This is a genomic window from Moraxella sp. CTOTU47724, from assembly GCF_032014955.1.
GTDB lineage: Bacteria > Pseudomonadota > Gammaproteobacteria > Pseudomonadales > Moraxellaceae > Faucicola > Faucicola tetraodonis.
Map to the genome: position 1 here is coordinate 1 of NZ_DALZSV010000044.1, position 21,036 is coordinate 21,036.

General features: G+C 44.0%; 19 protein-coding genes. 8 read left to right on the forward strand and 11 right to left on the reverse strand.

The features are described 5' to 3' along the window. Nucleotides 1–101: 101 nt before the first annotated feature. The 3 genes from holA to leuS all read right to left on the reverse strand — a co-directional run bounded on the left by holA (nucleotide 102) and on the right by leuS (nucleotide 4,513). Entirely contained in the window at nucleotides 102–1,121 is a 1,020-nt protein-coding gene (gene holA / locus RTR63_RS08870) for a DNA polymerase III subunit delta (protein WP_312523788.1), read from the reverse strand. Between the two features lie 28 nt (nucleotides 1,122–1,149). Next, nucleotides 1,150–1,716 carry an LPS-assembly lipoprotein LptE gene (locus tag RTR63_RS08875; protein WP_312523789.1) on the reverse strand — a complete coding sequence of 189 codons (567 nt, stop codon included), beginning with the start codon at nucleotides 1,714–1,716 and terminating at the stop codon, nucleotides 1,150–1,152. 136 nt (nucleotides 1,717–1,852) lie between these two features. Then, complete coding sequence (gene leuS, locus RTR63_RS08880) at nucleotides 1,853–4,513, reverse strand: leucine--tRNA ligase (protein WP_312523790.1); 2,661 nt, start codon at nucleotides 4,511–4,513, stop codon at nucleotides 1,853–1,855. A gap of 95 nt (nucleotides 4,514–4,608) precedes the next feature. On the opposite strand from leuS, the gene RTR63_RS08885 reads away from it, so the two are divergent. After that, nucleotides 4,609–4,962 (forward strand): Spx/MgsR family RNA polymerase-binding regulatory protein, encoded by a 354-nt coding sequence (locus RTR63_RS08885; protein WP_201666031.1) that lies wholly within the window; start codon nucleotides 4,609–4,611, stop codon nucleotides 4,960–4,962. A 90-nt stretch (nucleotides 4,963–5,052) separates the two neighbouring features. Here the strand turns inward: RTR63_RS08885 and ccoP are convergent, their stop codons facing one another. Genes ccoP through ccoN form a run of 4 tightly spaced genes read right to left on the reverse strand, consistent with a single transcriptional unit; the run spans nucleotide 5,053 to nucleotide 8,501 of the window. After that, nucleotides 5,053–6,231 carry a cytochrome-c oxidase, cbb3-type subunit III gene (ccoP, locus tag RTR63_RS08890; RefSeq protein WP_312523792.1) on the reverse strand — a complete coding sequence of 393 codons (1,179 nt, stop codon included), beginning with the start codon at nucleotides 6,229–6,231 and terminating at the stop codon, nucleotides 5,053–5,055. Next, complete coding sequence (locus RTR63_RS08895; protein ID WP_050325699.1) at nucleotides 6,228–6,401, reverse strand: cbb3-type cytochrome oxidase subunit 3; 174 nt, start codon at nucleotides 6,399–6,401, stop codon at nucleotides 6,228–6,230. Before RTR63_RS08895 ends, ccoP begins: the two co-directional genes overlap by 4 nt. Continuing rightward, nucleotides 6,401–7,018 (reverse strand): cytochrome-c oxidase, cbb3-type subunit II, encoded by a 618-nt coding sequence (ccoO, locus tag RTR63_RS08900; RefSeq protein ID WP_472796587.1) that lies wholly within the window; start codon nucleotides 7,016–7,018, stop codon nucleotides 6,401–6,403. Before ccoO ends, RTR63_RS08895 begins: the two co-directional genes overlap by 1 nt. Before the next feature lie 10 nt (nucleotides 7,019–7,028). Beyond that, nucleotides 7,029–8,501 carry a cytochrome-c oxidase, cbb3-type subunit I gene (gene ccoN / locus RTR63_RS08905; protein ID WP_219332120.1) on the reverse strand — a complete coding sequence of 491 codons (1,473 nt, stop codon included), beginning with the start codon at nucleotides 8,499–8,501 and terminating at the stop codon, nucleotides 7,029–7,031. Between the two features lie 523 nt (nucleotides 8,502–9,024). Here ccoN and RTR63_RS08910 point away from each other — a divergent pair. Beyond that, nucleotides 9,025–9,414 carry an SCP2 sterol-binding domain-containing protein gene (locus RTR63_RS08910; RefSeq protein ID WP_135888677.1) on the forward strand — a complete coding sequence of 130 codons (390 nt, stop codon included), beginning with the start codon at nucleotides 9,025–9,027 and terminating at the stop codon, nucleotides 9,412–9,414. A 35-nt stretch (nucleotides 9,415–9,449) separates the two neighbouring features. Here the strand turns inward: RTR63_RS08910 and RTR63_RS08915 are convergent, their stop codons facing one another. After that, nucleotides 9,450–9,689 (reverse strand): hypothetical protein, encoded by a 240-nt coding sequence (locus RTR63_RS08915; protein WP_144917895.1) that lies wholly within the window; start codon nucleotides 9,687–9,689, stop codon nucleotides 9,450–9,452. Between the two features lie 272 nt (nucleotides 9,690–9,961). Further along, on the reverse strand, nucleotides 9,962–10,939 hold the full coding sequence (locus RTR63_RS08920) for a hypothetical protein (RefSeq protein ID WP_312523797.1): 978 nt from the start codon (nucleotides 10,937–10,939) through the stop codon (nucleotides 9,962–9,964). A gap of 479 nt (nucleotides 10,940–11,418) precedes the next feature. On the opposite strand from RTR63_RS08920, the gene RTR63_RS08925 reads away from it, so the two are divergent. Both RTR63_RS08925 and lolD read left to right on the forward strand, forming a co-directional pair. Then, nucleotides 11,419–12,654, forward strand: a complete 1,236-nt coding sequence (locus tag RTR63_RS08925; RefSeq protein WP_219300336.1) for a lipoprotein-releasing ABC transporter permease subunit — start codon at nucleotides 11,419–11,421, stop codon at nucleotides 12,652–12,654. Between the two features lie 9 nt (nucleotides 12,655–12,663). Then, nucleotides 12,664–13,341, forward strand: a complete 678-nt coding sequence (gene lolD, locus RTR63_RS08930) for a lipoprotein-releasing ABC transporter ATP-binding protein LolD (protein ID WP_007115912.1) — start codon at nucleotides 12,664–12,666, stop codon at nucleotides 13,339–13,341. Here the strand turns inward: lolD and RTR63_RS08935 are convergent. Next, entirely contained in the window at nucleotides 13,338–14,162 is an 825-nt protein-coding gene (locus tag RTR63_RS08935; protein WP_050325705.1) for a YdcF family protein, read from the reverse strand. The two genes, lolD and RTR63_RS08935, sit on opposite strands and share 4 nt — an antisense overlap. 102 nt (nucleotides 14,163–14,264) lie before the next feature. Here RTR63_RS08935 and RTR63_RS08940 point away from each other — a divergent pair, with 102 nt between their 5' ends. The 4 genes from RTR63_RS08940 (at nucleotide 14,265) to RTR63_RS08955 (ending at nucleotide 20,023) form a co-directional block, all read left to right on the forward strand. After that, nucleotides 14,265–17,129, forward strand: a complete 2,865-nt coding sequence (locus RTR63_RS08940) for a ComEC/Rec2 family competence protein (RefSeq protein ID WP_312523800.1) — start codon at nucleotides 14,265–14,267, stop codon at nucleotides 17,127–17,129. A gap of 91 nt (nucleotides 17,130–17,220) precedes the next feature. Continuing rightward, nucleotides 17,221–18,303 carry a signal peptide peptidase SppA gene (gene sppA / locus RTR63_RS08945; RefSeq protein ID WP_312523801.1) on the forward strand — a complete coding sequence of 361 codons (1,083 nt, stop codon included), beginning with the start codon at nucleotides 17,221–17,223 and terminating at the stop codon, nucleotides 18,301–18,303. A 128-nt stretch (nucleotides 18,304–18,431) separates the two neighbouring features. After that, entirely contained in the window at nucleotides 18,432–19,259 is an 828-nt protein-coding gene (locus RTR63_RS08950; protein WP_312523804.1) for an alpha/beta hydrolase, read from the forward strand. Between the two features lie 29 nt (nucleotides 19,260–19,288). Beyond that, nucleotides 19,289–20,023, forward strand: coding sequence for a CPBP family intramembrane glutamic endopeptidase (locus RTR63_RS08955; RefSeq protein WP_312523802.1), 735 nt, complete (start codon nucleotides 19,289–19,291; stop codon nucleotides 20,021–20,023). 17 nt (nucleotides 20,024–20,040) lie between these two features. On the opposite strand, the gene dusA is transcribed toward RTR63_RS08955, so the two are convergent. Beyond that, nucleotides 20,041–21,009: a tRNA dihydrouridine(20/20a) synthase DusA gene (gene dusA, locus RTR63_RS08960; protein WP_312523806.1), complete on the reverse strand. Its 969-nt coding sequence runs from the start codon at nucleotides 21,007–21,009 to the stop codon at nucleotides 20,041–20,043. Nucleotides 21,010–21,036 lie beyond the last annotated feature (27 nt).

Sequence of the window (21,036 nt, forward strand, 5' to 3'; positions counted from 1 at the left end):
GGGGGTGGTGGTTTGATGGGTGGGTTGTTTGAAGGGTTGCAAAGATTGCAAAGGTTGCGGAGCATTTTTAAAAGCAACTTTAAAAGTAACTTTTAAAGCAATTAGTGAAATAGGGGTTGACCCGCTAGGCGAAAAGCGAGTTGGTAGAGCAGCTCCCAAGCTGGTTGTTGCACCAGACCTTTGATGGCTTGGTCGGCTTGGTACAGTGCATCCGACCAGCTGCGGGTAGCGTCATGGGAATGACGATGCAGGGCTTTACTATACAGCTGTTGCTTGCTTTGCCAAATGCCAAGGCTTTGATAACTTGCCCCTGATTGCAAGCTTAAAATATTGCGCATGTCTTTGGCTATCATCCATAATACCAGACTCTCTGGTTCTTCACTGGCTTTGAGTTGCTGTAAGATTTTTGCAACCTGCGCGGTATCACCTGCCAACATGGCATCCGATAAGTCAAAGGTGGTAAACATAGATTGACTCACCAACCCATCAAACAGCTGAGCCTCATCGATGGTCACAAAATGGGTAGGAGGATTCGCATCTGTTGTAGCATAAAGATAGGAGAGTCGCCACAGACTTTGGTAAGCCGCTAGCAAATTATGCTGAGTTTGTGCCATCAGCATTTGCCAAGCGGGTTTGGTGAGCTCGAGTCCAAAGTCTTGCGCGTGTTGCTGTAGCAGTTGTTCGCGTTGCTGCTCTTGATAAAGATGGCATTCGATGACCTGACCAAATTTATCACAAAGTAAAAAAAACGCACTGCTTTGGCTTTTTTTATCGTATTTATCACTGATAATGACTAAGCAATTGCTCGAATTGCTGGTCGCAAATTGCGTTAATTCTGCCAATGCCTCTTTATCGGGTTTATGATTACCATGAACGATAATGGCTTTGTTGTCGTCAAACAGTGACAGACTGTTCAGCTCTGCCAAAACCGCTTGCCATGATTTGGCGCTGGTAATATCCATGCGCGAAATTGCCATATTATGCTGCCGCCAATTGGGCGACATTTTTTCTATCAGCCACTGTGACAGCAAATCTTCATCGCCATGCATTAGCCACACCCCAGTAGCGGGGTCTTGCCTATTTTTGAGATGTTGAAAGGCATTTAAAAAATTGTACTGCATCAGCGTGTTATCAATTAGGTTAGGTAGGTTAGGGGGTGGTTGCGGTCGACAGTTTGGTGATTTTAGGAAGGCTCAGTGCGACATATTGGTCAGCAATACGCTGCGCCAGGTTGTCATACAACCATACTTTAATTTGCTCAGCTTGGGGATTGTCAGTCGCTACCACGCCTTGGTCATACTGATAACTGCGCTGTACTTGAATAGTATTGGTCAGCGTGCGGGGTTGACCATTTTCAATGGCGCGATAGCTTACCTCTGCGCTTAGCACCATACGAATTTCGGTCAAAATACCGCGTAGCTGGTAGTTTTGCAGGCGAATGTTTTTGACTTCAATACTGGCAGGCAAGGTGGCATTTGATTGGTTGGTTGCATTTTTATCAATCATCCTATCTTGGGTGTTGATGCTTAGCTGGTCAAGTTGTTTTTTTAACGCATTTTTAACCGCATAGTCTTCTGGGCTATTGTGAAAAATCAGCTCAGTGGTCGGGATATTCTGTGACATGGGCGCATCATACCCGCGTAGATGAAAACCACAGGCAGGTAGCTGCGTCAGTAACACACTGCTTAGGAGGATACGAAGAAATGGCTTATTCATATAGTTACCTGTCTGTTAGTTACCCATCTATGATTGTCGGTATTGCTTGTGATAACACTTTATTATGAAGCTTCAAGTTATTATAAAGCTTTAAGGTCAAAAAGGGCTTAGGTTGCCAATAAGCCCTTGTAATCAATTAGGCTTTTACCACAATATTAACCAGTTTATTGGGCACCACGATTTCTTTGATGATATCGCCGGTGATAAATTTAGCGACGCTGTCGAGTTGTTTCGCTTCGGCTTTTAACCAATCGCTGTCACTGTTTGGCGCCACCTCCATTTGACCACGGATTTTGCCGTTGACTTGCACCACCATGGTAATAGTGTCTTGTACCAAGGCTGAAGTATCAACGGCTGGATAGGTTAGCGTGATTACATCAATCCCTAACTCCTCAAGTAGCACTTCTGCCATGTGCGGCGCGTACATGGTGAGCAAGGTCAATAATGTTATAAGTGCTTCATTGGCTACCGCCAAATCGCTGTCTGAACGAATGTCAAACGCGGTGAGTTCGTTAGACAGCTCCATTAAAAATGACACAGGCGTATTGAGCGCCAAGTTTTTACCAAAGGCGTCATCTAATTTGCCGATCGTATCATGTGTTTTACGGCGTAGATTTTTAGCGGCTTTACTAAGCGACTGGGCGTCACTCACCGATAGCGTTGCTGCGGTTAAAGATTGTTGTGCCAGTGTGTCACCATGCTCGATGGTATAACGCCATACTTTTTTCAAAAAGTTATACGGACCCTTTAGCCCATCGTCAATCCATTCAAGCGTCTGGTCGACAGGCGCGGTAAACATGGTGTAAAGTCGAACCGTATCTGCGCCATATTGATCAATGGTCGCTTGTGGGTCGACACCATTGTTTTTTGACTTCGACATTTTCTCGATTTTGCCAATTTTGACAGGCTGACCATCGGCTTTTAAGGTCGCTTCGATGGGCTGACCTTTATCGTTGTAGCGGATATCAACTTCTTCTGGAAAGTAATAGGATTTGCTACCATCGGCATTTTCGCGAAGATAAGTACCCGCCAAGACCATGCCTTGGGTGAGTAAATTGGCAAAAGGTTCATCTCCCTGCACCAAGCCTTCATCACGCATGAGCTTGTGGAAAAAACGCGCATACAGTAAGTGTAACACGGCGTGCTCAACACCACCTACATATTGATCTACAGGTAGCCATTTATCGGCCGCGACTTTATTAATCATCCCATCGGTATAATTGGGTGATGCAAAACGCGCGTAATACCAGCTTGATTCTACAAAAGTATCAAAGGTATCGGTTTCACGTTTGGCAGGCTTGCCGCAACATGGGCAGTTGACATCGGTAAATGAAGCAAGATTGTTGAGGGGATTGCCACGTCCATCTGGCACTACATCTAAAGGTAATACCACAGGCAGCTGACTTTCAGGAACAGGTACTGTACCGCAGTCGGCACAGTTGATAACCGGAATTGGGCAACCCCAATAACGCTGGCGAGATACTCCCCAATCACGTAGCCGATAATTAATGGTTTTTTTACCCAAGCCTTTTGGCTCAAGTTGGGTTAAAATTTTGTCAAAGGCTTGTTTAAAATTTAAACCATCTAACTCACCCGAGTTAATAGCCACGCCATTTTGCTTATCGCCATACCAGTCTTGCCAAGTCGTCGCATCAAACTGTTGACCTTGCTTATGGTTTTCGTCCAGGTCAATCACTTGCTTAATAGGTAACTGGTATTTATTGGCAAATTCAAAGTCGCGTTCATCATGCGCAGGGACTGCCATGACAGCGCCAGAACCGTAGCTCATTAAGACGTAGTTAGCGACCCAAACAGGCACTTGCTCACCGGTCAACGGATGGATGACAGTCAGACCCGTATCCATACCCATTTTTTCAGCTTTGGCTAAGTCTGCTTCGGCAACTGAGCCTTTTTTGCAGGCTTCAATAAAGCTTTGTAAGGCAGGATTGGTCGCGGCCGCGTGTTTTGCCAGTGGATGCTCAGCTGCCACCGATACATAAGTCACGCCCATTAAGGTATCAGGACGGGTAGTGAATACATCTAGGGTTTTTTCTTCACCATTTAAGGTATAGGGAAAATGAATTTCCATGCCTTCAGAGCGACCAATCCAGTTGCGCTGCATGGTAATCACTTGCTGTGGCCAATGACCTTCCAGCTTATCCAAATCATTTAACAGCTCGTCTGCGTAGGCGGTGATGTTAAAGTAGTACATGGGGATTTCGCGTTTTTCAATTAGCGCACCTGAGCGCCAACCGCGACCATCCACCACTTGCTCATTGGCAAGGACAGTATTATCAACAGGGTCCCAATTCACTGTTGAGAGTTTTTTGTATACCAAGCCTTTTTTGAACAGTTGTACAAATAGCCATTGTTCCCATTTATAGTATTCTGGCGTACAAGTGGCAAATTCACGTGACCAGTCAATCGACAGTCCTAATGATTTAAGCTGTGCGCGCATGTTATCAATGTTTGAAAACGTCCACGCAGCAGGGGCAACAGCATTGGCAATCGCTGCATTTTCTGCAGGCATACCAAACGCATCCCAGCCCATTGGCTGCAATACTTCATAACCTTTCAACCGATAGTAACGACTCAACACATCACTAATCGTGTAGTTGCGCACGTGCCCCATATGTAGTTTACCACTGGGGTAGGGAAACATAGACAGCAAATAACGTGATGGCTTATCAGATGCCGCGTTGTTTACTTGATAGCGATTTTGCTGTTCCCATTTTTGTTGTTGGGCGGGCTCAATCTCTTGGGGTTGGTATTGACTGGTTAAAGCTGAATTACTCATAATGGTCTGAATTTGCAGTATTTGAATGGGAAGGTATATTAAGCCCCATAGCATAGCCTAAAACCGTAAAAATTGCGATAAAAAAAGGAGTCAATATGAGCATCACCATCTACGGTATCAAAAATTGTAGCACCATGAAAAAGGCGTTTGATAAATTAACTGCACTGGGTTTGGAGTATGAATTTTTTGACTATAAAAAACAGGCGATAAATAAACCGACATTAGCACATTGGGTCGAAACAGTTGGTATCGACAAAATCATGAATAGCAAAGGCACAACCTACCGCAAACTTAGCGATGCGCAAAAAGCCCAAATAAAGCAAGATGTGGATGCTGCGTTAGATATGATGGTGGCTAAGCCAAGTATGATTAAGCGCCCGATTGTCGTCTCAAACAATGAGTTAATCATTGGTTTTGATGAAACTGCCTTTGAAAAACTAGGCATGTAAAACTAGGCAAGTAAAGAGGGACAAGGAAAAGTCAATCCGCAATAAAAAAGCGAGTAACTAAAACTCGCTTTTTTAAGTGGCGGGTAAAAATTATTTTACCGCACTAGCAACCGCAGATTTGACCGCATTTGCAGTTTCAACTGGGGTAGAGGCTGCACCACGTTCTTTATTAACAACAGTGGTTGGCGTCATCACAGAGCCATCTTGTTTGTGATCGCTTAATGAATAAACATACGCCGCCAATAACATAATACGCTCGTTACCCAATTTGGTATCCCAATGTGGCATCACACCGGCACGGCCGTTACGTAACGTAGTACGAACCGTTTCACGGTCGCCACCATATAACCAAATGTCATCCGTAAGATTCACCGCACCGATATCATGGTTACCTTTGGCATCTTTACCGTGACATACCGCACAGTTAGTATCAAAAATAGCCTTACCTTGATTAACCAAAGTTTGGTTCAACTGACCATTTTCTTTTGAACCATGACCGGGTGATAGTGATAGTACGTATTCAGCTGCGGCGCGAACACCATCTTCACCAATCTGCGCTTTCCAAGCTGGCATACCACCCACGCGACCATGATTTAGGGTTAACAAGATTTTATCGGGTGTACCGCCATAAATCCAGTCATTGTCCGTCAAGTTTGGATAACCGGGTGCACCATGCGCTTGTGAGCCATGACACACTGAACAGTTTTGTAAGAACAAACGCTGACCAATTTTAATCGCTTGAGGATCTTGAGAAAGTTTTAGAACGGCAGGTGCCAGTCCTACAATACCTTTATCAATTTGCGATTTTAATTCAGCATTGGGCTCTGCATTTTTAGCTTGCTGCGCTTGTAATTTAGCAAGGCTATCAATTTGCGCCGTTACCGCTTTGTCTTTTAAGATTTTATCATTGAACGTGCCAGTAAATACAGCATTATTGCGCTCAAGATCGGATGCTAATTCATTAGCACTGGTCCAAGGAACATCTTGACCATCTACTTTTACCGTAGTAATACCTTTCCATGAGCCTGGCATTACTGATGGGAACAATAGCATGTATAGTAGTGCCCAAGCTAATGAACCCCAAAAGATTACTAACCACCATTTTGGTAATGGACGGTCAAACTCTTGGATACCATCGTATTCATGGCCTGTAGTACCGTCATCCGACATTTTTGGGCGATAACCCAATACACCGACTAACCAGAACAAAATCCAAGCCCAACAAGCGATGGAAAATAGGGTTATCCAAAAACTCCAAAATCCACTCATTTTTTATCCTTATTGCGTTGTGATGCACCTGTTAGGTCTTCGTCATCTAACGCAAGTTTTGCATCTTCTTCAAATCGTTTGCGATTCTTTGGCGAGTAAGCCCACCAAACAATCGCAATAAAAGCGATAAACGCTGCGACCGTTGCGATACTGTGTAATGTGCCCAACATTAACGTTGACCTTTCATTGCAGTGCCCAGTTGTTGTAAATATGCAACAACAGCATCGAGCTCAGTTTTACCTTGTACCGCATCAGGTGCACCTGCAATATCAGCATCGCTATAAGGCACACCAAAATGGTCACGGAATAGACGCATTTTTGCTTGTACTTCTCCAGGGTTAACGTCATTTTTTGCTAACCAAGCAAATGATGGCATCACAGACTCAGGTACCAATGATTGTGGGTTAATCAAGTGTTCACGTTGCCAGTCATCAGAATAGCGTCCGCCGACACGCGCAAGATCAGGTCCAGTACGTTTGGACCCCCATAAGAAGGGATGATCCCAAGCGGATTCAGCAGCTCGCGAATAAGGTCCATAACGTTCTACTTCAGCCCGAAGAGGACGAACCATTTGGGTATGACAGACGTGACAGCCTTCACGAATATAAATATCACGACCTTCCATCTCAAGGGCAGTCCATGGCTTCATATTGGGCAAAGGTTGGTTAACTTCTTTGGTATAAATCAATGGCACGATTTCTACCAAAGTCGCAAAACTGATAGCTACAACGATTAGGATAAGTAGAAGACCCGTGTTTTTTTCAATAATTTCATGATTGATTTGCATGAGTCTCTCCTTAAATCTGTTTTGCGGTAGCAGTTTCTACTACAGGTGTAGTGGTATCCGCTACTTCAACAGTTTTAGTGCTTGGCATCGTGATAGTTTTGTAAACGTTGTAAGCCATGACGACCATACCTGTGACATACAATAAACCACCAAATGCACGACCAATGTAAGGATAGTGCGAGAACAAGACAGTATCAACGAAACTATACACCAGTGTTCCATCTGGATTTGTAGCACGCCACATCATACCTTGACCAATACCTGAAATCCAAAGCGATACGATGTAGAAAATAGTACCTGCCGTAGCCAGCCAAAAATGCGTGGTGATTAAATCAGTTGAATACATTTTTTGTTTGTTCCAAATACGTGGAATCAATACATATAATGAACCAACCGTAATCATACCAACCCAGCCTAACGCACCAGAATGCACGTGACCAACGGTCCAGTCAGTATTGTGGGATAACGCATTGACGGTTTTGATTGACATCATCGGACCTTCAAATGTTGACATCGCATAGAATGACAGTGCAACAATCAAGAAACGAATAATAGGGTCTGTGCGAAGTTTATCCCAGCTGCCAGATAAGGTAAGTACACCATTAATCATACCGCCCCATGAAGGCGCAAATAAAATGATAGAAAATACCATCCCTAAAGACTGTGCCCAGTCAGGGAGTGCTGAATAGTGAAGATGGTGACCACCCGCCCACATATAAGACGCGATTAACGCCCAAAAGTGGATAATAGATAAACGATAGGAGTAAACAGGACGACCGATTTGTACAGGCACAAAGTAATACATCATACCCAGAAAGGCGGCTGTTAAGTAAAAACCTACGGCGTTGTGACCATACCACCATTGCACCATAGCGTCAGTCGCACCGCCAAACAATGAATATGACTTCCAAAAGCTCAGAGGGATGGACATACTATTGACAATATGCAGTAACGCAATGGTCAAAATAAATGCAGCAAAGAACCAGTTAGCAACGTAAATATGCGAGGTTTTGCGTTTCAATAACGTACCAAAAAACACAATAGCATAAGATATCCACACCACGGCAATTAAGATATCAATGGGCCATTCAAGCTCAGCATATTCTTTCGCTGAGGTTAAACCCAAGGGTAGGGTAATAATTGCGCCAACAATAACAAGGTTCCATCCCCAAAAGGTGAACCAGGCTAGATAAGGTGCGAATAAACGCGTTTTACACGTTCTTTGAACGATATAATATGAAGTTGCGAATAACGCACAACCACCAAATGCAAAAATCACCGCGTTGGTGTGCAATGGACGCAAGTGGCTAAATGTTAGCCAAGGGATACCAAAATTGAGGGCAGGCCATGCCAATTGTGATGCAATGAACACCCCAATTGCCATACCGATAATACCATATACTACCGCCATGATTGAGAACAACTTAATGATGTCCACTTCATAATCATCGGTAATAGGTATTGCTGTGTTTTGTAAATTCATTCGATGATTTCCTTTACAGCCTATATTATCAACAAGTTTAAGCAGAAATCTCCTTTGTGCCTGTCAATAAAACTATCAGGTCAGATACGTTGGCACTAGTTATTTTTTTATAAGATAGGCTAACTGTTTAGTGGCTAGTTTCACGATGAATTTTAAAGAAATTAGCGGCTAAATCTTGACGCAAAACAGTAAATTTACAAGCAGTAAAATAGGCTCAAACTCACGATTCTCACCAAGTATTGTAACTTAATCTTTGCTAAATATCATCTAATGTAACGTTCATACCGCAAAAAAAAATTACACACCAACTATTATAATATGAAAAATAAAAAAAACCATGTAAATTGTGGGGATTTTTTTAACATCCCATACACTATCTAGTAACAATGCTAAAAATGGTTAACCGAGCGCCATTATCGTTGTTCTATAAATAGGTTTATTATGGGTTAGAGAATTGTCATTCTTACAAAATCTCGGTAAGATGCACAAGTTCTAATACAACTAACGACAATGAGGATTTAAAATGGCTAAAATTTTAACACAAGAATGGTTTGATAAAGTTGACGAATTAACCAACAAAGCCGGTGACTTAAATCTACCACCCGCGATTAAAAATATGTCAATTAATTTACAAGTCACAGATAGCGACAATCAAGAAGTCAATGCCGCTTTTTATGATGGGACGATTCATCAAGGTTCAAAAGATGGCGCTTTAACCACCCTAAAACTTGATGCCGATACCTTAAAGGCGATATTTTTAGATCGTGATATGAACCGTGCGATGGAAGCCTTTATGTCTGGCAAAATCCGCGTTGAAGGCGATATGGGACAATTAATGTCTATCCAAACCGCAAGCCCAAGCGCTGAGCAAAAACAGCTTTTCAAAGACATCTTAGCCAATACACAAGTGTAATCGAGCTGATCAAATAATTTAGGATATTGCGAGCATTATCCGTGTGTTAAGCGAAATATCACTAACACCCCGAGCACAAAGAAAATCATCGATAACATTCGGTGATTTTTTTTATCGCGTGCTTGGGTGGGGTACAGTAGCAAACTATAAACCATCAGACCATTAACTGAGCTAGTTTGAGCAGATAGTGGGAGTGGGCTGTGATTTACCAATCCAGTCTGGGCTTGGATAGCGTCTGAAGTAGAAACTGCGGATTTAGTCGACTGATTTGGCATGGGTCATCTTCCCAAAATAACTGATAGAACACTCATAAACGTTAGCGGATGATGTTGGGTAGGCTGTTGAGCCACTATAGGATTTATGACGTTGATTGATAAAAATTGATTAAAACCAAATTTAAAATAACGATAATATAAAATTATAGTCAATTCAATGAATTAAATAAAATAAAGGGCAAAATTTACATTTATTTACAAAATAACAAAGCCACTGTCATAGTCGGCAGTGGCTTCAAGAAAATTAATCAATAATCTGACAGGGGAAAGGCTTAAAACGCTCTGTAATTGGTGGCTGTTTTTTTCTGGTTTTCCACAAAAATAGTCCCCTGTAGCCAAATATTGGCTTGAATATAATCGTTAACTTGAATCGTCGCATCGATGTTATCGGCATTGACCGCTAAACGAATCACAACAGGATTATCAAGGCTTTCACGTAATATCACCACATCAAGCAATACAAATTCAACGTCGTTAAAGCTAGCAGTCTGTTTGCCAATAATTTGACCTTGACACCAGGCTTCATCTTGTTGACCGATGGTTTCACCAAATAAATAAGCACACATGTGACCGACGTTGATTTCAATTGGCTCCAGCGGCAAGTCGTTTTCGCTAGGTTGCCAAGCGGCGATTTGGGCTTCAAGGTCTTTTGGGGCAACGTTATTATTTTTGGTCAAAATATCATTAAAAGCGCGGTGATAGCGAATCGCTTCAGGCTCATCAACCACAATAGTTTCTGAGCGGTTACTCAAGCTTACGGTGTAAGCAAATGCACTCAGATTGATTAAGTAGCGGTGATTTTTTTCATAGTTGTGCGCATTGATGGCATAATACTGGTCAAATACATACAGCACGGTATTGTCATCAGTTTTTAAGCGCAAAATCGCCTCTATCTGATTGTCACATTTATAGACACCTTCAATAGTGACCCATTGTCCATACGGACTATTGACACAAGGAAACGCATTAATCAAACGTTTAGGGGAACGATTGCTATCAATTTCAATCACTTGATTGACATGAATTGGCTGATTACCCGATAGTAAAATATGCGAAGACGTGGCGTTGGTAGTCTTTAGTGGGGTAGGCATGGTGGCAGTATCGATATGCGATTGCAACCAATTTGGGACGTCATCGGGGATATTGTTGGTAAAACATGACCAGTGATCTGCATGACCAACCACTTGATCACAGTTTAGACTAATCGTATTGGGGGCATTTGAAGAAGAGGGTTGGTGAGTATTGGTCATAAGACGTCCTTTAAGTAACAACAGGTTTATCAGTAACAACAGGCTTATACTGCAAACACACTGAATAAACTAAACAGCTGTCACGATATTTATCAAAATTTTAATGATTACATTATCAGCTATCAATAGGCTAATATCAGCCTTCAAATCATCCTGATTAAATCAACGAGTATCAGCTATTAACCTATCTGTTAATAATGGATTAACCCTTGATTAAGCAGGGATGAAATTTAATTCTGCTATGTTAATGGGGACATGCAGAATTTTTTCACCTTATTTTGCTTAAAACATCCACAATTTATTGCGCAGATATGTTTGATTCTGCGAATTTTTAGCAAAATTGCAAAAAAACTTTTGCCAAAACGGTAAAAAAATGTGTCAGACTAACACGCTTTTAGCAGGCTTGAATAATGGTTTTGAAATAAGTTATTTCTTTGCCTGCTTGTATCATCAAAATAGTGATAATTTTTAGGAATGCTATGTTTCGACCGTTGGCTTTGTTTTTAGGATTACGGTATACCCGTGCTGAGCGAAGTAACCGATTTATTTCTTTTATTTCTTTGATTTCAATGGTGGGTTTGACGCTTGGCGTCGCTGTGCTCATTACCGTGTTATCGGTGATGAATGGTTTTGACCGCGAGCTCAAGAGTCGTATTTTGGGGATGGTGCCGCAAGCCACCGTCACTGCCAGTGAAATTATCCCAGATTGGCAGACGCTGGCGCAAACGATTCAAAAAAACCCCAAAGTTGAAGCCGTCGCACCTTTTATCCAATTACAGGGTATGCTCACCGCAAATGGACAAGTTGCTGGTATCATGGTGACAGGTATTGAGCCAAGCTATGAGAAAAAAGTCTCGATTATTCATCAGCATATGGAAAGTGGTAGTGTCGATAGTCTAAAAGCAGGTCAATTTGACATTGTGATTGGCAAGCAAATGGCGGATTCACTGGGGGTGAAACAAGGCGATATGGTCACGCTAGTATTGCCAGAAGCTTCGCCATCGCCTGCTGGCGTGATTCCGCGCTTTAAGCGTTTTACCGTCACTGGGGTGTATGACATCAGCCCTGAAGTCAACAATATTATGGCATTCATCCCGATGAATGATGCGGCTACGCTATTGCGTCTGCCTGCGGGGGCGCAGGGTATTCGCATGAAGCTAAAGGATTTGTTTGCCGCACCACAAGTAGCTCAGCAAGCCGCGAGCCTTGCACCCAATATGCTCATGCCTAGTGACTGGACATCGACGCATGGGAATTTATTTGGTGCGATTCAAATGGAAAAAGCCATGGTGGGGTTATTGCTGTTTTTGATTATTTTGGTTGCTGCATTTAACATCGTCTCATCCTTAGTGATGCTGGTGACTGATAAAAAGGCGGACATCGCGATTTTAAAAACCTTTGGTGCGTCGCCTAAGCTCATTACCCAAGTATTTATGGTACAAGGATTGTTTATCGGGGTGATTGGTACCGTCGCAGGAACTATTTTGGGCGTGATTTTAGCGTTGACCGTGAGCGATGTGGTAGGCGGTATCAATAGTTTATTTGGGTTACATTTATTTGATGCGTATTTTGTCAACTATTTACCTTCACAACTTGAATGGAAAGACGTATCCATCATCGTGGCAGCCTCACTGGTAATAAGTTTTGTGGCAACCATTTACCCAGCACGCCGAGCAGCGAGTATCCAACCGGCTCAAACATTGCGTTATGAATAGGAGTGAGCCATGACGGCGATTTTAACAGGAAACAATATCACCAAAACCTATCAAGATGGTAAGACCACCACGAATGTGCTCAATCATTTGGATATCAGTATTAACAGTGGCGAGCGCATCGCCATTGTTGGCACGAGTGGGTCGGGTAAAAGTACCTTGCTACATATCTTGGGTGGCTTAGATGTGCCGACCAGTGGGGAAGTTTGGCTTCATGGGCAACGCATCAATGATCTGAATGAAACCCAGCGCGGTGAGCTTCGTAACCAACATTTGGGCTTTATTTATCAGTTTCATCATTTGTTGGCGGAGTTTACTGCGATTGAAAATGTGGCAATGCCGCTATTGATGCGAAAAGCAGTGCCAATCGCAGTGGCGCGTCAACAGTCTATTGAATTACTGGAAAAAGTAGGATTGGGGCATCGACTGACCCATCGCCCAGGCGAGCTGTCTGGCGGTGAACGTCAACGGGTGGCGATTGCTAGGGCGCTGGTGACAAAGCCTTCATTGATACTGGCAGATGAGCCCACAGGGAACTTAGACTATGCCAATGCGCAGGCGGTGTTTGAAATCTTATCAGAACTACAAAAAGATTTTAATACCGCGCTGTTGATGGTCACCCATGACCGGCAACTGGCACAGTTGGCGGATAAACAATTAGCCTTGCAAAATGGTACGTGGGTGGCTTAATACTCATCGAGTAGCCAACCGCTGATAAAAGCAAAGTATTCGCGAAACCACACATTTGGACGGATATACCAAGGAGTGTCAGACCCGACTACCTGTAAATTGGTATATCCTTGTCGTTTGCCAATAAGGCTTGCGCGCAAGGTGTGAAAATCACTGGTGACTGCGATTATCGGTTGATTTAAGGCAATCCCTTGCTGCGCTAAAATCTTTTTACTATGGATAAAGTTGAGCTCGGTGCTGGTGCTTTGTTCTTCAAGCGCAATATGCGCTAAGCTTATACCATAGGTGTCATGTAAATAGTCCGCCATCGCTTTGGCTTCACTGACATCCTCCCCCGCATCAAAACCACCACTGGTTATCACAACTGCGTTTGCAAAACGCTTGATGACTTCAGATGCTTTATCCAACCGCAGTTTTACCGCATCGGTCGGCTTATTATCTTTTGTTCCGCCACCTAAGACAATAATCGCTTGCGCTGCTTTAGGATGGTTATCGGTATTAAAGTGCTGTTTTAAATAGCTGACAAAGACACAAAAACTTATCAACCATACAAAAAATAATAGCCAAATCAGCTGCCATAATTTTTTTAATGACGGCTGTGATGCCAAATAAAGTTGGATACGCTCCCAATATACCGCATGGGCTAAAAAAATTAGCCCTATGCCCAATGGTACTAGGGTGCCAATATGAAAAACACGATTGGCCAGCAATAGCCCACAGTCAACAACCAGTATTAATCCTGCAATCCCTAGACTGATTTGGATGCTTTTTTTGCCGAACACTGAGGCATTGTCATTGCCGCTACTAAATTGAGTCAACATCGATTAATAATTTCCAAAAGTTGCTATTTGTTTTACTATATCGTTCATTCGATAATTGTAAGGGAAGTAGCGAGCTATCGCTATCTTTATCAAGGATGAAACATGATTTGGCTCATCACGGTTGCCAGTTTGTTGGGTTTTTTAGTGGTAAATACACTAGCAAATCAACCCTTGATGATAGGTTCTGCGCTAGCCAGTTATGATGCAAAAATTTGGCAGATGTTATCAGTAGTACTATTGATAGCGCTGCTAATCAATGTAGGTTTATACCATGGCTGCAACCGTAAACAGCTAAAACGAGCATCGCCAAACCTTGCATTCGCCTACCGTTTTGCCTTACCGTTATTATCAAGCTTTATCTTTTTGCTGACGCTCATGCTGAGTGTCAGTTATGGTTTATATCATTATAAGCTGTATCAAAACGCGTTATTGCCCTCAGCGCTCACAGTGGATGCTATCGTTGAATCGCATCAAATCAGCGATACGGTGACGCAAATGAGCCCATTATCAAATGATACTGTCCTGATTGGCAATGGTTTCATCAAACAAATTCTGCAAGTCCGCGTTGATAAGGACGGTGATGCTGATGCATCGTCAGCAACCCCCCGGCCACCGCTAACGGCACTCATTACCGCTAACATCAAAGACAACCCTGAATGGGAAGCGACCTTGTCGCAATTAAGACCTGGCATGCAGCTTAACGTAAAATTACAGCTTGAGCCCATTGCAAAGCCTAAGCCTACAAGCTTACCCAGCAATGCTAAACCGCTTATGCTAGGATTTGATGAAGCGCAATGGTTGAGACAGCGTGGGGTGCAAGCAAAGGGAGTGATCATCGGTATTGAAAAAACGAGCATACATGAATTTAATGTAACCCATGTGAAAGACCGTATGGTTATTGCTATCGAACAATTGCGCTGGCAACTACGCCAAAAAATTCTCGCCAATTTGCATACAACCATGCTGAAACAATCGACGTCTATAGTCACTTCTAAAAATACCGATATTGCCCAAACTGCTTTTCAAACTTCTGGTCAAAGTTCGGGTCAAACTTCTAGTCAGAGTTCCATTCAGAGCGCTATCCAAAGCCATGCAATCTTATTAGGACTGTTAACCGGTGATAAAAGCCTGATGGATAGCGACCTTAAGAATCGCTATCAAGTCACGGGGATTAGCCATTTATTGGCAATTTCAGGCCCGCATGTGCTGATGCTAGCTTCTATCGTATCTGTTTTTTTATTATGGCTCGTTAAGTGGCTTGCGCCGCAGTTGTTGGTCAAATTACCGAGTAGTTTGTTGGTGCTCTGGGTGAGTGTGGTGATGGCAGGGTTTTATGCGCTGCTGGTGGGTTTTGAAATACCTGCCCAGCGGACATTTTGGATGCTGTTACTGCTCACGCTGTCGAAACAGTTATTGGTTAATTTTTCTGCTTATCGGCTATTGGCGTGGGTTGCACTAGGCATGATTTGGCTAGAACCGATGGCGGTGGGGCAAGCAGGGTTTTGGTTGTCCTTTGTGGCGGTGGTTTTACTGTTAAAATTTAGCGAGACAATAGGGACAGTTAGCGCCATTGAAATTAAGGATGTTAGTCAGTTACTAGCGCCTACTGCACGCAGCGATGTGCTGAGTGGTTTTGTTAAAATCATAAGCCATCAATTCAAGGCGTTATTAAAACTACAAATTTGGCTATTTATTTGGATGCTGCCCATCGTGGTGTGGTTTTTTGGCAAAGTATCGGTCATCGGCATCTTGGTAAACTTGCTAGCCGTACCATTTTTAGGCTTAGTGATTGTACCCTTAGATATGTTGGCAGGCGTCGTTAGTTGGCTACCTGTGGTAGGGGATTGGCTAAGCCAAATCATTTGGTCGCTGCTAACAACCCTGCTCAATGTATTTCATCTTTTACTTAAGCAACTTATCGACATGGGTGTTGCCAAACAATCATTTTTCGCCTTGTCACAAACCCAGCTTGTCCTGTGGTTGTTAATTGCGTTACTGGGGTTGTTAAAAGGCTTGTTGCCTAGAATGCTGATGTTGCCACTGGCTATCCTGTTGATATTATTGCCACTACAGCAGCGAAGTTTAAGTAACAACAAACCGACTCTAGCAGTTGGTGATAACCCTAAACTGGTCATCAGTTTATTAAAGAAAGGCGATGATAGCTGGCTGATTTTGTCCGATAACCAAGTCAAAGCCGCGCAGACGGATAAACCCAATTTTTTGAAAAGCAAACAAGCTATCAGCAATGTTGCGGCTGATGAAGAAATCAGTTCGCTGTTGAACCGTGATATTTATCCGCTGTTAGCAAATCAGCAGGTTCATCGATTAACTGGGGTGATTAGTCAAACGCCCAGTGTCCGCGTCAATGAGCTGGTGCAACAACTGGCCACCCATGTACCTGTTAAAGCCTATTGGCTGGCTGGGTATGATGTCGAACACAGCAGGCTTGATGTGACAGATAAGACTGTATCTACAAGTTTTCGTGCGATTACACCTCGCAGTTGCCAAACCGCGCAACGTTGGCAACAAGATGGCTTGGAAATCACAGCGATGTCGGGATGGCACTTGGATTTAGCCTTAACCGATGAGCAAAAGCTAGCGACCCAAACCTGTTATATTCACATTCGTTTCAAGCCACCAACCAGCAAACCCTACGATGTGCTGATGTTGGCAGGTAATAGCGATATCCCCATGCAAATGACTGAAAAATTATGCACGGTGTCGGCGGCGCATTTACTGATTCAGCCCTATACGTTATCCATTAAACCATCGTGGCTAGCGTTGACTAAACCTTCCTTACTGCATGTGGTCACAGGCGCGTATAAGTCGCAAAAACTGGGCGAAGATAGCCAATTATCGCTGGCTAGTTGGTCAGTGGATAAGCCTGCAGACCACCTATTCGAAGTCCTGTATGCCGATCAAGTGGGTGCGGTAATTTACACGCTCGCCCCAGATGATACTGACTGATGATTGACGATTTGGCTACAAGGGAGTGATTGTAATTTTGACCGCTTCCCCCTATCATGGGCGGTAAATTACCTATTGCTAAGGAACTTTTATGTCAGATAATTGGCCACCCGATCCCAACCAACCCTCACAGTCAAAGCCACCTGTTCAACCAAACCATGCACAAAACTTGCCACCCAATGCGCCATACGCAGGCAAAGAATGGCAATTGCTAGAAAAAACCCTGATGGCAAGCCTTGTGGAGCAGCGCCGTGCAAGACGCTGGGGTATTTTCTTTAAGCTTATCACCTTGGGGTATGTGCTACTATTTGGCGCGGTAGTGGCAAAAGGCTGTAGTGGCTCTGCCAAAAGTGGCATGAGTAATATCGATACGAGCAAACCGCATTTAGCCGTCGTCGATGTCAAAGGCGTTATCAGCAGCGACAATGAAGCCAATAGTCAAGCGGTGGGCGAAGCATTGACGGAAGCGTTTAACAACGACCAAGCGCAAGCGGTGGCGTTACGCATCAACTCACCGGGTGGTTCGCCTGTACAATCCGATGAAATCTGGCAAACCATGACCGAATTGAGAAAAGCCCATCCTAACAAAAAACTGTATGCCGTTATCGAAGATATGGGTGCTTCGGGCGCGTATTATATCGCATCTGCGGCAGATGAAATTTGGGTCAATCCCTCAAGCTTGGTCGGCTCAATTGGCGTGATTATGCCAAGCTACAATGTCCAAGGTTTGATGGATAAACTAGGCGTTAAAGATGGCACCATGACAGCCGGTGCGCACAAAGATATTTTAAGCATGAGCCGCCCGCTCTCCGAGTTTGAGCGCCAACATGTACAAGGTGTCCTTGATAACACCCACGCCCATTTTATCAATGCTGTCAAACAAGGTCGCGGCAATCGCCTCAAAAACCCTGACGCCAATCAGCTTTTTTCTGGGTTATTCTGGAGTGGTGAGCAAGCGATTAATCTCGGTTTGGCAGATAAAAAAGGCGGCATCAGCACCCTTGAGTCTCAGCTAAAACTAGACAATGTCGTGGAATATAACCCAGAAGACCCGGTGAAAAAAGTGTTGGGTAAATTTGCCAGCCAAATCGGCTATGGGTTTGGCGAAACGGTCTCCAAAGGCTTTGCTAGCCAATTAACCCAAGCGGCTGCAAATGACAAAGGGATGCAATAACCATGTCATCTGAGACGAGCCAGCATCCGTTAGCCAATGGTTTGCCTTCTGCGCCAACGCTAGCGACAGGGACAGGGACAGGGACAGGGGGCGTAACAGAGATAGGAGAGGCAGGGCAGACAGGAGCGATAGCGCAAAAACCCTTGATACACTTCGCGCATGCCAATGGTATTCCATCGCGAACCTATCAATATCTGTTTGATTTGCTCAGTGATGAATTTGATATTGTCTATATTCCAGCGTTAGGCATTGACCCGCGTTATCCGGTTGATAATCATTGGCAAAAACTGACCCAACAAGTGATTGATAGCATCCAAACGCACTTAAGCGCCCGCGGGCAAACCAAGGTCATCGGGCTAGGGCATTCGCTTGGTGCATTGTGCACGCTGCAAGCCAGCTATCAAGCGCCCGAGCTATTTAGCCAAGTGATTGCCTTAGACCCACCGCTCATTCATGGCTACTATTCGATGGCACTACATTGGGCAAAACGCTTTAGCCCACGGTTGGTAGATAGGCTCACGCCTGCAGGTCTATCAAGCCATCGCCGTGACACGTGGCCAAGCCGTGAAGTCGCCTACGAGCATCTGCGGCATAAGGCATTCTATCGATACTTTGATGAGCGCTGTTTTAATGATTTTATTCGTTATGGCTTGACTGATACGGCAGATGGCCAAGTGACGCTTACCATTCCAAAAGCGGTGGAAGTAGCGGTGTTTCGCACTAATCCCTCACTTTACTGGCAAAAACCTAACCATCCGCCGGCTGTCCCTGCCAAGCAAATAATTGGTAAAGACAGCCTGTTTTTCAAACGTGGGTTCCCTGCGCTGGTCAAACAGCGTATGGGCATTGATTTTGAAGTGCATGAAGGCGGACATATGTTCCCGTTAGAATACCCAGCCAGTACGGTTGAACGAATCAAAGCGCTTATTCACTCAGTCAATCATGATATCCGGTAACAACACAAACATCCATTAAAGGGTTTAATGTGCAAAATTTATCATTACAGCCTAGTACCCCCATCTACGATTTGCCAAAGACCATTGTGCTATCTATGGTGTTATTAGCGGTGTTTTTTGCCAGTCAATTGATTGGCGTGGTGTTATTTGCACCATGGGTGCTACAAGATGCCGCAAATTTGGCTATCGCTGAACAAGTGTTGCAGGGCAGTGAAAACGGCACGTTAATGAGTCTGTCGCTAGGCTTTACCTTAGCCATGGTGCTCGGCTGCGTTTATTTGTTTATCCGATTTAAAAACAGCCGTATCAAAGATTATCTTGCCCTCAAGCCCTTTACTTGGTATCAGTTGTTACAATGTAGCGCGCTGCTGATTGTGCTAAATGTTATCATCAACCTAGTCACCGTCTGGCTGGGTCGCGAGCCCATGATGTTTATGGACAATCTTGCTGAGTCCGCACATCCACGGTGGCTGCTTGTGCTGGCGATGGTGGTATTTGCGCCGATTTATGAAGAAGTGATATTTCGCGGGTTTATGTGGACAGGGCTTGCCAGCTCAAAGCTTGGTATGTGGGGCGCCAGTGTGCTAACTAGTATTGTATTTGCGGTGATTCATATGCAATACGGTGTGGTCGAGTTGTTGGGGATTTTTTGTCTAGCGATGTTATTTAGCTATGGGCGTATCATATCAGGGTCACTGTTATTGCCTGTGGTGTTGCATATGATGAATAATGGCTTGGCGATGGGACAGTATTTATACGGCTAGTCTTTTTTAGCTAACTTTTAACCCGCATTTAACGCCAACACCGCTTCACCCGCTTCACGAACTTGCGCGACCGACAGGGATTTTTGCCCGCTAAGCGCCTGACGCCATTTACGACTGCCTGTCAATCCTTGAAACAAGCCCAAATAATGGCGCATAATGGCCGTCAACGGTGTGCCACGCGCGTCACTGGCTGCCAAAAAATCCAGTAACTGATAAAAAATATCCGCTCGGCTAGGCACAGGCTCGCCCCACAGCTGCATGGCTTCGGCTAGAATATAAGGGTTGTGATAAGCTTCCCGCCCAATCATCACGCCATCGACTTTCGTCAGATGGGTTTTGATGTCATCAATAGTGGTGATACCGCCATTGATTTCCACGAATACATCGGGAAAATCCTGCTTTAAGCGGTACACATCCTCATAGCGAAGAGGCGGAATTTCACGATTTTGTTTAGGGCTTAAGCCTTGTAGCCAAGCGGTGCGCGCATGGACGATGATATGCTGACAACCTGCTTTCACCACATGATCTACAAAATCCGCCATAAACTCATAACTATCAAAGTTATCAATGCCAATGCGATGCTTGACAGTGACGGGAATATCCACCGCATCACGCATCGCAGAGACAATATCTGCCACCAATTTGGGCTCTGCCATCAAGCAAGCCCCGATTTTGTAATGTTGTACCCGATCTGATGGGCAGCCGACATTTAGATTAATTTCATCGTAACCGTAGTCTTGTCCGATTTTAGCACAGCGCGCCAATTCGTTAGGATCTGAGCCGCCAAGCTGAAGCACCAAAGGATGTTCATTGGGATAAAATCGCAGCTGATAGTCTGTATCCCCCTGCAATATCGCCGAGGTACTGATCATTTCAGTATAAAGGTAAGTATAAGGATTGAATAATCGAGCAAAGTAACAATAATCGCGTGTACTCCAATCAATCATGGGTGCGGTGGACAAGCGTTTATGCTGCATGGTGGTCATAGGCAGGGTTATAGGCAGTGTCATAGG